The following is a 14256-nucleotide window of genomic DNA, read 5'->3' on the forward strand; positions in this document are numbered from 1 at the left end:
CCCGAAAGTCCGGTTCCACCGCCCGGCAGTCATGGCTTAGAGCGGGTGCCGAAAACCGCGGAATTAGGCTAGAATGCACGGCCTCTAAGCACACCCCTTCCTGAGGCTGTCCCGACGATGTTGATCCTGCGCGGCGCTCCTGCCCTTTCTGCCTTTCGCCACGGTAAATTACTCGAGCAACTGAGCCAGAAAGTCCCCGCTGTTACTGGTTTGTATGCCGAATTTGCCCACTTCGCCGATGTTGCCGGCGAGCTGACCGCCGACCAGCAGCAGGTGCTGGGCCGTCTGCTCAAATACGGCCCGAGCGTGCCGGTACAGGAGCCGACCGGCCGCCTGTTCCTGGTCGTACCGCGCCTGGGCACCATCTCGCCATGGGCCAGCAAGGCCAGCGACATCGCCCACAACTGCGGCCTGCAGTCGATCCAGCGCCTGGAGCGCGGCATCGCCTACTACGTTGCCGGCAACCTGAGCGACGCTGACGCCGCATTGATCGCCGCCGAGCTGCACGACCGCATGACCCAGCGCGTACTGGGCCAGCTCGAGCAAGCCGCCGACCTGTTCAGCCATGCCCAGCCCAAGCCGATGACCTCGGTCGACATCCTGGCCGGTGGCCGCGACGCCCTGGCCCAGGCCAACATCGACCTGGGCCTGGCCCTGGCCGAAGACGAGATCGACTACCTGGTCAATGCCTTCCAGGGTCTCAAGCGCAACCCGAACGACATCGAACTGATGATGTTCGCCCAGGCCAACTCCGAGCACTGCCGTCACAAGATCTTCAACGCCAGTTGGGACATCGATGGCCAGGCTCAGGAAAAGAGCCTGTTCGGCATGATCAAGAACACCTACCAGATGCACAACGAAGGTGTGCTGTCTGCGTACAAGGACAACGCCTCGGTGATTGTCGGCAACGTTGCCGGCCGTTTCTTCCCGAACCCTGAAACCCGCCAGTACGGCGCGGTGCAGGAGCCGGTGCATATCCTGATGAAGGTCGAAACGCACAACCACCCGACCGCCATCGCCCCGTTCTCCGGCGCCTCCACCGGCTCCGGCGGCGAAATCCGCGACGAAGGCGCGACTGGCCGTGGCGCCAAGCCCAAGGCTGGCCTGACCGGCTTCACCGTGTCCAACCTGCGTATCCCGGGCTTCGAACAGCCGTGGGAGCAGGCTTATGGCAAGCCGGAGCGCATCGTCGACGCCCTCGACATCATGATCGAAGGCCCCCTGGGCGGCGCCGCGTTCAACAACGAATTCGGTCGTCCGGCCCTGACCGGCTATTTCCGTACCTTCGAGCAGTCCATCAACACCCCGCACGGTGAAGAAGTGCGCGGCTATCACAAGCCGATCATGCTCGCTGGCGGTATGGGCAACATCCGTGAAGATCACGTGCAGAAGGGCGAGATCACCGTCGGCGCCAAGCTGATCGTGCTCGGCGGCCCGGCCATGCTGATCGGCCTGGGCGGCGGCGCCGCTTCGTCGGTTGCCACCGGTGCCAGCTCGGCAGACCTGGATTTTGCCTCGGTGCAGCGCGAAAACCCGGAAATGGAGCGCCGTTGCCAGGAGGTCATCGACCGCTGCTGGCAGTTGGGCGACAACAACCCGATCGCCTTCATCCATGACGTTGGCGCCGGCGGTATCTCCAACGCCTTCCCTGAACTGGTCAACGACGGTGGCCGTGGTGGCCGCTTCGAACTGCGCAACGTGCCCAACGACGAGCCGGGCATGGCCCCGCACGAAATCTGGAGCAACGAGTCGCAAGAGCGCTACGTGCTGGCTGTCAGCGCTGTCGACTTCGAGCGCTTCCAGGCCATCTGTGAGCGTGAGCGCTGCCCGTTTGCGGTGGTCGGTGAAGCCACTGAAGAGCCGCACCTGACCGTAAGCGACAGCCACTTCGGCAACACGCCGGTGGACATGCCGCTCGACGTGCTGCTGGGCAAGCCGCCACGCATGCACCGTTCGGTCACCCGCGAAGCCGAGCTGGGCGATGATTTCGACCCGAGCGAGCTGGACCTGGACGCCGCCGTGCAGCGCGTGCTGAACCACCCGGCCGTGGCCAGCAAGAGCTTCCTGATCACCATCGGCGACCGCACCATCACCGGCCTGGTTGCCCGCGACCAGATGGTCGGCCCGTGGCAGGTACCGGTGGCCGACTGCGCCGTCACCGCCACCAGCTTCGACGTCTACACCGGTGAAGCCATGGCCATGGGCGAGCGTACCCCGCTGGCGCTGCTGGATGCCCCGGCGTCCGGGCGCATGGCAATCGGCGAGACCCTGACCAACCTGGCGGCTTCGCGCATCGAGAAGCTGTCCGACATCAAGCTGTCGGCCAACTGGATGTCCGCCGCCGGCCACCCTGGCGAAGACGCTCGCCTGTACGACACCGTCAAGGCTGTCGGCATGGAGCTGTGCCCGGAGCTGGGTATTACCATTCCGGTCGGCAAAGACTCGATGTCGATGAAGACCAAGTGGAGCGAAGAGGGCGTCGACAAGAGCGTCACCTCGCCGATGTCGCTGATCATTACCGGCTTCGCCCCGGTCACCGACATCCGCAAGACCCTGACCCCCGAACTGCGCATGGACAAGGGCGAGACCGACCTGATCCTGATCGACCTGGGCCGCGGCAAGAACCGCATGGGCGCTTCGATCCTGGCCCAGACCTACGGCAAGATCGCGGCCCTTGCACCAGACGTCGACGACGCCGAAGACCTCAAGGCGTTCTTCGCCGTGATCCAGGGCCTGAACGCCGACGGCCACCTGCTGGCCTACCATGACCGTTCCGACGGCGGTCTGCTGACCACCGTGCTGGAAATGGCCTTCGCCGGCCACTGCGGCCTCGATCTGCACCTCGACCCGCTGACCGACATCCGCAAGGACGTGCCGGCGATCCTCTTCAACGAAGAGCTGGGCGCGGTCATCCAGGTTCGCCAGGATGCCACCCCGGACGTGCTGGCGCAGTTCAGCGCCGCCGGGCTGGGCGAAGGTTGCGTGTCGGTGATCGGCAAGCCGGTCAACAACGCTGAAGTGTCCATCAGCCTCAACGGCGAAGTGCTGTTCGACGACGATCGCCGCATGCTGCAGCGCCAGTGGGCCGAAACCAGCTACCAGATCCAGCGCCTGCGTGACAACGCCGACTGCGCCGATCAGGAATTCGACCTGCTGCTCGAAGAAGACAACCCAGGCTTGAGCGCCAAGCTTGGCTTCGACGTCAATGACGACATCGCCGCGCCGTACATCAAGAAAGGCGTGCGTCCGCAAGTGGCGATCCTGCGCGAGCAGGGCGTCAACGGCCAGGTCGAGATGGCTGCTGCCTTCGACCGCGCCGGCTTCGCTGCCATCGACGTGCACATGAGCGACATCCTCGCCGGCCGCGTCGACTTCGAGGCCTTCAAGGGCCTGGTCGCCTGCGGTGGTTTCTCCTACGGTGACGTCCTCGGCGCCGGTGAAGGCTGGGCCAAGTCGGCGCTGTTCAACGCCCGTGCCCGTGATGCCTTCCAGGCCTTCTTCGAGCGTAACGACAGCTTCGCCCTGGGCGTGTGCAACGGTTGCCAGATGATGTCCAACCTGCACGAGCTGATTCCGGGCACCGAGCACTGGCCGCACTTCGTGCGCAACCGCTCGGAGCAGTTCGAAGCGCGCGTGGCCATGGTCGAGGTGCAGAAGTCCAACTCGATCTTCCTGCAGGGCATGGCCGGTTCGCGCATGCCGATCGCCATCGCCCACGGTGAAGGCCATGCCGAGTTCGCCAGCGAAGAGGCACTGCTGGCAGCCGACCTGTCCGGTTGCGTGGCCCTGCGCTACGTCGACAACCACGGCAAGGTTACCGAAGCCTACCCGGCCAACCCGAACGGCTCGCCGCGTGGCATCACCGGCCTGACCAGCCGCGACGGCCGCGTGACCATCATGATGCCGCACCCGGAGCGTGTGTTCCGCGCCGTGCAGAACTCCTGGCGCCCGGATGAGTGGCAGGAAGATGCCGCGCTGATGCGCATGTTCCGCAATGCGCGGGTGTGGGTGAACTAAGGGTGTACAAGCTCGCCTTCTTCGTCCCGGCCAGCCATGTCGACGTGGTCAAGGCCGCCGTGTTCGCCGCCGGTGGCGGGCGTATCGGCGACTACGACCACTGCGCCTGGCAGACCTTGGGCCAGGGCCAGTTCCGCCCGTTGGACGGCAGCCAGCCGTACCTCGGGCAAGCTGGCCAGGTCGAGGTGGTCGAGGAGTGGAAGGTGGAGCTGGTGGTGGCCGATGAGCTGATTCGTCAGGTCGTCACTGCGTTGAAGCAGAGTCACCCCTATGAGACCCCGGCGTATGAGGTCTGGCCGTTGGCTGACTTCTGAGCGCCTTGAAGCCTCGCGGTTACAAAACGCCAAGCCCCGGTATTCTCCTACCGGGGCTTGGCGTTTTTACAGGGGCTTAGATGAACAGCCCACGCAAGCGGTCCCAGACGCTTGTGTCGACGTGCGCGCGCTCATGCCCGGGCGACTTGTCGAAGATGGAGGCCTTGCCGGCCTGTTCAATGGCTTCGCTGTGCTCGCTTGCCCATACACTGACCAGCTCGTCCTGCCAGTCGCTGTCGTTGGGGTGGGTGAAGTAGCTGCGCGCGACCACCAGCGGATCGAGGAGCCGCCCGCCCTGCCAGTGCTTGTACATGGCAAGGCCGACGTTGCGTACCGCAACGCGTGCCATCAGCACGGCCAGAGTATGCAAGGGATGGACGTCATGGTCCTTGGCCAGCTGGGAGTGGGTCGGGTTGGTGGAACCGGATGTATTGGGGTTGTCCTTACGGAGGGTCTGTATGTCATCGACGGTATTGCCGATCAGGTTGAGCAGGGCCTGGTAACCCATCTTTATCAGGTCCTGCGTATTGCGAATGGGGGAGTCGATGATCCAGGAGGCCAGCCTCAGCCCATTGAATCCGGGTATGTCCGCCAGGATGTCGCGCACTTCGAGAGAGGTCTGCAGATACGCCTGCCATTTCGGGTCGGGGTGGTCACGCAGCAGGATCAGCAGGGCGAGCTCCGAATCAGCACGCTGGCCAGGTGTGATGTTCTCGAAGTTGCCGGACGTCTTGAACAGCACCCGCGCCATCGGTTCGGCCAAGCTGGCGATCACATCGGTGCCGGAGAACATGCCGGTGACGACTGGCCAACCGTGCGTGCAGTCGGTTTTCCCTGTCCATGGCAACACGTGGTCGTGCCCCATTTTGCGCAGGCTCAGTTCGGCGTAGTTGGAGTGGGCAAAGTAATCCTCCAGCACGTGCAGGGCCGCACCGAACTCACGCAGCCCTTGGGGAGTCGGACCCGATGACATGGCAACACGCAGGCGCTCGCACATGTAGTCGACTGAGGTGAAGATGTGGCGCTTCATGGATTTCTTCGGGTCCACCTGCAGCAGGGGATCATCTTGGGCGATGGGCGCCTCGAAATCCTCGTCGATGGTGCGTGGGTCGAAGTTCGATGGGGTGGGGTTGTAGGGGTTGTCGATATGTTCGCTCGGTCGATAGACCCCAAGCATCTGCGGCGTGACCACATAGTGACTGCGTTCTTCCGGGGTGCTTTGCAGGCTGGGGAAAGATCTCAGCGCCAGCAGGTCGACGAGCTGTGTCAGCACCTCTCTGGAAAGCTTGGCGGGGAAGTCTTTCGGCGCATCTGTGGCGCGGACCAGTTTGGGGTCGAGCAGCTGTGAAAAGTCGCGCAACCAGTTGCCGAAATAGATCGCCCGGCGTTGCTTCTCGTTGAAGCCTGCGTATTTGAGATCCTCCTCGATCGACCCGTGCCCCCAGGACTCATCCGGACGATCTTTGTTGCCGCCCCCTGCAGAAAAACCCTCATGGCTTCCGTCCTGGGTATCGGCGTGCTGCGCATGCTCATCCTGGCTCAGGCGGATGAAGCGTTGCAGCGCTGGGTGGCCCACCTGCAAGTGGGTGTCTCGATCGCGCGTGCAGAGGCGGGCGACCGTCAGCTTGCCAGGGTTGATGGGCTCAATGTTCGAGAACAAGTTGGCAAAACGGGCCCCCTCTTCGAACGTGGCATCCTCGGCGACGCTGGCACGGCCGTTGGCCAGGCGGGGCGCGTAATCCTGGCGCAGGACGTTGTCCAGGTGGTGACCGAACTCATGCAGCAGGATGGTCGCCAGCTCGCAGGCGGCCTCCGGCTGTTGCAGCGCGGTCTCGATCACCTCGGGGTGCAGGTGGATGATGCGGGTGGCGTTGTCGTAGCTGGCTTTGCCTACTGCTTGTGTACCGATCTGGTGGACAGGATTGACCAGCGTGCCGTCGCGCATTGCGTTGTGCAGTTGTTGGTAGCAGGTAGCTGGCAGGTCGTCTCCGAACACGGGGACCAGCATCGCGCGGAGGGCTTTCGGCGAAAGCGGTGTGGCAAGTTCAGTCAGTCGATCCAGTGCAAAGGTGGTAGCCAGGGTCGCAGGAAGAGGAGGCATGGCGGGGACTCAGCAAGAGATGGAGCACCCAGCATGTGAGCGCGACCGTTCTCGGGGGAGCGGGCAACTTATCCCGCAGCACGGCTTCCGGCGGGACCTCGCTCAGCCCCGGTGACAAGCCTGCACCTGCGGTCGGTAGTTCCTGCTGCTTGAAGCTGGGGGCAAAACCTTAGCGTCGGTGGCGTTCATTTCGAACGCCACCAACCGAGGTAATGCCCATGCGACATCCATCCTGGCCCAAGCGCTGCCTGTTCGCCTGTCTGCCACTGACGCTGGCCGTCCAATCGGCGGGCTTGCATGCCGAGCCCAGCCCTGAGCTGCCCGACCATTGTCAGGTCGGTTGCCCCGTTGGAGGGGGCGAGCAGACCCTGTATCGACATGGCTATGCCCTGAACAACAACCCACAGACCAAGTTCGCCAACTGGGTTGCCTATCGCATCACCGCGCAAACCCAGGCGCATGGCGCCAAGCGAGAGTGGAAAGCCGACCCGGACATCGACGAAGCGAACACACTTGAGCTGGCTGACTACAAGCATGCCAACGGTACGCTGGGCGTCGATCGCGGTCACCAGGCCAACCTGGCGTCCATGGCGGGCGTGCCGAATGCCTATGAGCTGAATTACCTGTCGAACATCACGCCCCAAATGGGCAATCTCAACAAGGGGGCCTGGGAAAAACTGGAAAGCCGGGAGCGCAATCTGGCGCGAGACGAGGGTGTCGACGCGGTCTACGTGCTGACGGGCCCCTTGTACGAGGCAGACATGGACCCACTGCCAGAGGCGGATGAGCCACACCGAGTACCGAGCGGCTACTGGAAAGTGCTGTTCATCGGCGATACACCGCAGCAGGCCTCCCACGCCGCGTTCGTCATGAGCCAGGCGACACCGTTCAATGCAGGCTTCTGCGACTACCAGGTTACGGTCGAGGAAATCGAAAAACGCGCCGGTCTGAAGCTCTGGAGCGACCTGCCGGCAGATCAGGCGGTTCCCTTGAAAGCTGCCAAGGGAGATCTGGCGAAACAACGTCTTGGCTGCTGATGTCCCGAGGCCTCCATCAGCGCAGCAAAGCTGGGGCCGCTTGGCGGCCCCAGTGGTCCTTACATGTGGTACCCCGGCCCTACGTCGCTCATGTTCGCCACGGTCCAGTAACTGACGCCTGTAAGCTCTTCTGCTTCCTTGATGAACTGTTCGGCCTCCTGCCAGGCGCGTTCGATGTCCTGCAGGGCCCCCGCCAGATCCGACATGTGCAGCGTCCTGAGGCTTTCATAGGATTTCCCCTGTTCGACGCTGGCCGGATTCGCCTGGGCCCATTTCCTGACGATCGCCTCGTGCCACTCGGTATCGTTGGGGTGGACCATGAAGCTTTCGGCAATATCCGCCGGCGTGCGCGCGGTTGCGCCATTGCCTTTCCAGCATTCGAACATGGCCCGGCCCACGGCTTCCACCGCCGCACTGGCCAGCGCCACGGCCAAGGTATGAAAAGGATGTGTGTCATGGTCCTTGGCCAGTTGTGAGTGGCTGGGCATGACATTGGGGTCGACGTTGGGGTTGCCGTCGAGGTGAACCTGCAGGGTCGCGACCTCGTCACCGGCCCATTTCAACAGAGGCTTCTTGAGCAAGGCCAGCGCGTGTTCGACGGTATTGCGCGGAAGCTCGACAACCTGTTGGACCTGGTTGACCAGTTTGTATAGCCAGTTGTCGCGGACCTGATCGCGAGCCTTCAAGTACAGCAGATAGGCTTCTCGATACACGGTCTGTCCGCCGTCATCCAGCAGGATCAGCATGACCTCGTCGAAGTCGCTGCGCTCGCCTGGCTTGAGCTGATCATTTTTCAATATGTCGTCGGGGTAGAGTTTTTCGGCGATAGGATCGATCACGCTGGCGATGATATCGAGTGAACCGAACAGACCGGTGACTACTGGCCATTCATGCCTGGAGGCTTCTTTGCTTTCGACCCAGGTAGTCCAGGTCAATACTTCGTGCCCCAGTTGCCTCAGGCTGAGCTCGACAAAGTTGGAGTGGGCGAAATAGTCCTCCAGCACATGCAGGGCCTCGCCAAAATAACGCAAGCCCTTGGCGCTCATACCCTCCTTCTGCGCCTGACTGAGCTTCATGTGCATGTAGGCGATGGGCCTGCGGATGTAACGCTTCATCGAACGCTTGGGCATCAGTGAATTGCGTTTGTCGCCGGGCAGTACCAGGGGAGGGAAATCCCGGTCGATGGAGCATGGGTCCATGGCATTGGGGTCAAGTACGGTGGGGTTGTCGATGTGCTCGTAGGGCCGGTAGACACCGAGGATCTGCGGTGTCACCCGGTAGTCCTCGCGGCCTTGCGGTGTTTTCTGCAAGTCTTTGAATTCCTTGAGTGCGAGCAAGTCGACAAGTGCGGTCAGCTTGCTGCGCGCAATGCGCGGTGTTTTGCCCTGTATCAGGCTGGCGATCAGGTCGCTCTGTGCGTTCGTACCTTCGCCGGTGGGCAGCACGATCTTGGGATCGATCAGTTGCGAGTAGTCGCGCAACCAGTTGCCAAAATAGATGGCCTTGCATTGCTCGTCACTGAAGCCAATGTCCTTGAGGACCGCCTCGATCGATTCATGACCAAAGGATGCATGTCCTTTGCCGTGCCCGGGGCCGGCAATAAAGCGCTTGTCGCGGCTTTTATCCTGATCCTCATTGGCGATTTCGGGGTCGCTGACGGGCTCCATGGTGACCTGCTCGAGCTTGAGCGGCTGGCGATTGGCAGAGGTGCCATAAGTGGCGAAAGTGCAGTCGGCGCTGACGGGGCTGTCGTAGAACAACAGGGTCGCTGCGAAATGCGCTGCCAGGTTGGCCGGGGGCGGCGGGGCGTCTGAGGGGGCGTCGTCCGGCGAGGCATCGTTGAAGTCGCTGCGCAGCACGGTATCGATGTGCAGGCCCAGGGCTTCGATCAAGGCCATCAGCAGCGCCGCGCTTGTTGCCGGTTGCTGTAGCGCCTGTTCGATGGCTGCCCGGCTGACGTCGATGGCGCGAGCCTCGCTGTCGTAAGTCGCCAACGGACTCATGTCCTTGACCCGATGTACCGGGTTGGGAACCTGCTGGGTGGCCAAAGCATCCTTGAGCCTGGCCAGGTTGGCAACGGGTATGCCGACACCGAACACCGGCCTGAGCAGATAAGTGAACAACTGTGGTTCCAGCCGGCCGGCGATCTCCGAAAGGAGTTCCAGGGCGAAGCGGCTGTGCAGGGTCGGCAGGGAAGGGTCGTCAGTTACTGGACTTTCATCGCTGTCGTCATAGGTCATCATTGTGTCCTCACTGAAGGGGGCACAATGGTGAAGCGAGTGTGCAGACTCAATCAGCCGGAACACGTACCCCGCGCTTGCACAGCTTGCAACGCTGCGCCAGCACGGGGTAGCCGATCAGGCGGTACCGATCTCCCCCCCATCGTCACGCTGGATCACCACCGTCGAAGCCCGTGGCCGCACCTTGGTCCCCGCCGGGGTGACGTCGGTTGCCTTGCCGGTAGACGGCCAGTTGTCCGGATGCTGGATGTTGACGAACAGGGTCTTGTTATCCGGCGTGAAGGCAATCCCCGTCACCTCGCAGCCGTTCGGCCCGACGAAGAAACGCCGCAAATCTACCTGGTTCCTGGCATTGACCGGCACCTGCTTGCCCGTGGCATCCACCAGGTCGGTGGGGATCACCGCCAGCAGCTGGTCGTTGGTGTAGTCGGTCAGCGTGGTTTCGCTATTGTCGGTCTCGAACCACAGCACGCCTCGGCTATCGAAACGCATGCCGTCGGGACTGGCGAACTGGTTGAGCTCGGTCAGGCCCGAGCGGTTGATATCGGCGCTGCCGGCAGCATTGGCGCCGAACACGAAGATGTCCCAGGTGAAGCTCGAATGGTCGTCGCTGTCGTGCCAGCGGATGATGTGGCCGTGGCGGTTGGGGCCCCGCGGATTGGCCGCGTCGACCTGTTCCGGTGACCGCACGCTGTTGTTGGTCAGGGTCAGGTAGACATCGCCGTTGAGCGGGTTGACCGCCGTCCACTCGGGGCGGTCCATCGGCGTCGCGCCTACGGCATCGCCCGCACCGCGCGTGTTGAGGATGATGCCCGGCAGGTCGCCATACAGTGCCCCCAGGGTGCTGCCATCCTGGGTCGCCGTGGCAACGTCCAGCAACAACCAGACGCCGGTGCCATCGGCATTGAAGCGGGCCACGTAGAGCTTGCCCTGGTCCATGTACTTGGCACCGGTAGCCAGGCGATCGGCGGGTTTGGCGTCGGCGGCATCCCACAGGGCGGTGGAGACGAACTTGTACAGGTATTCGTTGTTGGAATCGTCGCCCATGTACCAGACCAGGGGCTTGCCCGCCACCGCCAGGCCCGGGCAGCAGCCTTCGTGACGGAAGCGGCCGAGGGCGGTGCGCTTGGTGGCCAGGGTATTGCTGTTGTACGGGTCGATTTCGACGATGTAGCCAAAGGTGCTGGCTTCGTTGCGGTAATCGTCCGTGGCGCTGGCGCCCTTGAGGGTCACGTCGAAGCGGGCGAATTCGTCGTCCACCTCGGTGCTGTCGCCGGCAGCGCTCTCCCACTTGTACAGGCCGCTGGAGGTGCCGACACCGATACGGCGCTGGTCTGCCGAGAGAGTGCCCTTGTTGACGAAGATGCCCGGCCAGTTCTCTTCGCAAGTCAGGTAGGTACCCCATGGGGTGTAGCCGTTGCCGCAGTTGTTGTTGGTGCCGCGGCAATGGGTGCCGGCGGTCGAGTACTTCGTCTTGACGTGCTCGCTGCCACGCAGCGGGCCGCTGATCTGCATGCGCGAGGCGGTGGTGAAGCGGCGGTTGAGCGGGTCGTTGTCGACCACCTGCCAGCGACCGCCGCGCTTCTGCAGGCGTACCACGCCGGCACCGTGGGCGTTGATTTCCTTGCGTACTTCCTCGGCCGGGCGCTTGCCATCGACGTCGGTGGTCGGGCCGTTGGGGTGCAGGGCGGCGGTATCGATGTATTCGAAATTGATCGCCAGCAGCCCGTCCTCGGCGCTGCCATCGATCGGGAAGAAATGCATGCCGTCATGGTGCATGCCCATGGCATTGGCCTGGTCGCTGGAGGTGTTGCTACCGTCCGCTTTCCAGGGGTTGCCTTGGCTGTTGAGCGGCGTGCCCCACGGCGCCAGCACATAGGCGCTGTAGCCCGCGGCGACCACGCAGCCGTCGGTGCGCGAGCCAGGGATGGACTGGAAGCCCAGCGCCAGTTTCGACCCAGGGCCTGTCACAAGTGACTTGGCGACCGCAGTGTCGCTGTCGGCGCCACCCGCGCTGTCGAAGCAGCCCGTCAGGCCCGTACCGACAATCATGGCGACGGCAGCACCGAGGCTGCCACGCATCACACTGCGCCGGCTCAGGTAAACGTCCATGATGCTGGCCATCGGCGGGTTGCCGCTGTGGTTGCGGTCCCGGTTGTCGCCGGTTTCTCGACTCATCAAGGCGTCCTTATGTTGGCTGAGTTAGAAGAAACCGCGACTTTAGAGCGCAAGTATGATGATTTCTTTACAAAGATATGAATGGGACTTTCACGCGCCAGCGTGACTGCACCGAGTCCGAGGCTCATGCGGTGACGTCCGGTCAGCTCGCGGTCGCGGTTGTCGACGGGGCTGTCGAGGTGCCAACGTGGGGCTAGGTGCCGCAGGGTCTGCCGCCGGTCGCGCAGTTGCTGGCTGGCAGGGTCGTCGGCCAACGCCGTTGATGCGGTCAGGCGACCGGCGATGCAGAAGGCGGCAATGTGGCGCAAGAGGAACGGCATGGAAGCACCCCGCAAAGGCTGTACGGCTTACGTACTTGTTTGCGTGGATGCTAAGAATTTGCTCATCCAGTTGGATGCCGTCCCCTGCCTACGCTGGCGTAGGACGCGAGTGGAACTGAGGTGCGAAAGCTCCTACAGCTTTAATTGCAACGGCGGATTGTCAGGGCCGAATCTCGATCAACGTTCCATCTCGCACCAGCTCCCACACTTCCTGCATGTCGCGGTTGCGCATGGCGATGCAGCCATCGGTCCAGTCGAGGGTGTGGAAGTACCACTCGGGGTAATCGTCGTTCACCGGCGTGCCGTGAATCATGATCATGCTGCCGGCGCTCACGCCTTCGCGGGTGGCGCGGGCGGCGTCGGTGATGTTCGGGTAGGTGATGTGCATGGCCAGGTTGAAGCGGTCGCTTTCCTTGCGCCAGTCAAGCCAGTACAGGCCTTCCGGGGTCTTCTTGTCGCCCTCGCGCTCCTTGGCGCCCTTGGGTTGCTTGCCCAGGGAAATGCGGTAGGTCTTGAGCGGTTCGCCTCGGCTGATCAATTGCAGGCGGCGCTCGGACTTGATCACCAGCACTTTGTCGATCAGCGGCTGCATGGCAGCTTGCGATTGCGATTGCTGCGGTACCGGTGGCAACGGCTTGCGAATGATGGTCTCGGTGAAGGCCGCCTGGGACACCGAGGTAACGCAAAGGCAGAAAAGGGCAAGCAACCAGCGCATGTAACGGTATCCCTGAAGGCTTTAAGTAATGGGCGAGACGGTCATCGGTGGCAGGTACTCATGGCCTACGGGGTAGTGCTGCCCGATGCGGTCGCGATAATAGCATTCTAGTGTGCGTGTGACGGTCCGGAAAGCCAGGCGGTCCCACGGGATCTCGTGCTCCTCGAACAACCGCACCTCCAGGCTTTCGACACCAACCGCGAAGTCAAGGTCCACCAGTTCGGCACGGAAGAACACGTGCACCTGGTTGATGTGCGGCAGGTCGAACAGCTGGTAGAGGGCCATCGCGCCTACCCGAGCGCAGGCTTCCTCGACGGTTTCGCGACGGGCGGCCTGGTCCAGGGTTTCGCCGTTTTCCATGAAACCGCCGGGCAGGGTCCAGAAGCCGCGACGAGGCTCTATCGCGCGGCGGCACAGCAGCACCTGGCTGCCCCAGGTCGGCAGCACCCCGGCGACGATATTGGGGTTCTGGTAGTGGATGGTCTGGCAATGGTCGCAGACGTAGCGCAGGCGGCTGTCGCCTTCCGGGATCCGCTGTATGACTGGCTGGCCGCACGCGTTGCAGAATTTCATGCTGTCTCCCTTTTGTTGCGGTTATCTTGGCGCGCCAGGCAGTGCTGCCGCAAGCGTGCGGGGGTTGGGTGCTGCGTGGCTTTTGGTGCATCATGCACGGCAGGCCTTGGAAACGAGAGTGCGCAATGCTGGACGAGCTACTTCGCCGAATGAGCAACCACCAACCGGCTTCGCTGGAAACCGACCGACGGTTCCCCGAAGCGGCGGTCCTTTTGCCCATTACCCGCAGCGAAGCGCCTGAACTTGTCTTGACCTTGCGTGCCAAGGGCCTCTCGACCCACGGCGGTGAAGTCGCCTTTCCGGGCGGTCGCCGCGACCCGGAAGACCCGGACCTAGTGTTCACCGCCTTGCGCGAAGCCGAAGAAGAAATCGGCCTGCCGCCTGGCCTGGTAGAGGTGATCGGCCCCCTGAGCCCGTTGATTTCCCTGCATGGCCTCAAGGTGACGCCATTCGTCGGGCTGATCCCCGATTTCGTCGAATATCACGCCAATGATGCGGAGATCGCGGCAGTATTCAGCGTGCCGCTGGAATTTTTCCGTCAGGACCCGCGTGACCACACCCACCGTATCGATTACCAGGGCCGCAGTTGGTATGTGCCCAGCTATCGTTATGGCGAATACAAGATCTGGGGGCTATCGGCGATCATGATCGTCGAACTGGTCAACCTGCTGTACGACGCCGGTATCAGTCTGCACCAGCCCCCCGAGCGCTATATAGAGATCTGAGCGGGGCACACCCCGCCGCCGTTGCCATCCTGAGGA

The 14256-nt window shown here is 62.9% G+C and carries 10 protein-coding genes; 4 read left to right on the plus strand and 6 right to left on the minus strand.

Annotated features, from left to right (window positions below; genetic code table 11):
- Positions 1–117: 117 nt before the first annotated feature.
- On the plus strand, positions 118–4017 hold the full coding sequence (gene purL / locus ACIPZB_RS04810; RefSeq protein ID WP_400639186.1) for a phosphoribosylformylglycinamidine synthase: 3900 nt from the start codon (positions 118–120) through the stop codon (positions 4015–4017).
- 2 nt (positions 4018–4019) lie between these two features.
- Positions 4020–4331, plus strand: coding sequence for an NGG1p interacting factor 3 protein, NIF3 (locus ACIPZB_RS04815; RefSeq protein ID WP_043273524.1), 312 nt, complete (start codon positions 4020–4022; stop codon positions 4329–4331).
- 76 nt (positions 4332–4407) lie between these two features.
- Here ACIPZB_RS04815 and ACIPZB_RS04820 read toward each other — a convergent pair whose 3' ends face one another.
- Entirely contained in the window at positions 4408–6432 is a 2025-nt protein-coding gene (locus ACIPZB_RS04820; protein ID WP_400639187.1) for an HET-C-related protein, read from the minus strand.
- Positions 6433–6650: 218 nt separating this feature from the next.
- Between ACIPZB_RS04820 and ACIPZB_RS04825 the strand changes: the two genes are divergently transcribed.
- On the plus strand, positions 6651–7469 hold the full coding sequence (locus tag ACIPZB_RS04825) for a DNA/RNA non-specific endonuclease (protein WP_400639188.1): 819 nt from the start codon (positions 6651–6653) through the stop codon (positions 7467–7469).
- Positions 7470–7528: 59 nt separating this feature from the next.
- On the opposite strand, the gene ACIPZB_RS04830 is transcribed toward ACIPZB_RS04825, so the two are convergent.
- The 5 genes from ACIPZB_RS04830 to ACIPZB_RS04850 all read right to left on the minus strand — a co-directional run bounded on the left by ACIPZB_RS04830 (position 7529) and on the right by ACIPZB_RS04850 (position 13495).
- Positions 7529–9709: an HET-C-related protein gene (locus ACIPZB_RS04830; protein WP_400639189.1), complete on the minus strand. Its 2181-nt coding sequence runs from the start codon at positions 9707–9709 to the stop codon at positions 7529–7531.
- Between the two features lie 117 nt (positions 9710–9826).
- Entirely contained in the window at positions 9827–11887 is a 2061-nt protein-coding gene (locus ACIPZB_RS04835) for a PhoX family protein (RefSeq protein ID WP_400639190.1), read from the minus strand.
- Positions 11887–12207 (minus strand): hypothetical protein, encoded by a 321-nt coding sequence (locus tag ACIPZB_RS04840; RefSeq protein WP_400639191.1) that lies wholly within the window; start codon positions 12205–12207, stop codon positions 11887–11889. The genes ACIPZB_RS04835 and ACIPZB_RS04840 overlap by 1 nt, the downstream gene beginning before the upstream one ends.
- A gap of 160 nt (positions 12208–12367) precedes the next feature.
- Positions 12368–12922 (minus strand): murein L,D-transpeptidase family protein, encoded by a 555-nt coding sequence (locus tag ACIPZB_RS04845; RefSeq protein ID WP_400639192.1) that lies wholly within the window; start codon positions 12920–12922, stop codon positions 12368–12370.
- A 21-nt stretch (positions 12923–12943) separates the two neighbouring features.
- The gene (locus ACIPZB_RS04850) at positions 12944–13495 is read right to left on the minus strand and encodes an NUDIX hydrolase (RefSeq protein ID WP_400639193.1); all 552 of its coding nucleotides are present in this window, start codon (positions 13493–13495) and stop codon (positions 12944–12946) included.
- A gap of 125 nt (positions 13496–13620) precedes the next feature.
- Between ACIPZB_RS04850 and ACIPZB_RS04855 the strand changes: the two genes are divergently transcribed.
- Complete coding sequence (locus ACIPZB_RS04855) at positions 13621–14220, plus strand: CoA pyrophosphatase (protein ID WP_008094467.1); 600 nt, start codon at positions 13621–13623, stop codon at positions 14218–14220.
- Positions 14221–14256 lie beyond the last annotated feature (36 nt).

Source organism: Pseudomonas sp. NPDC089396 (assembly GCF_044749545.1).
Lineage (GTDB): Bacteria > Pseudomonadota > Gammaproteobacteria > Pseudomonadales > Pseudomonadaceae > Aquipseudomonas.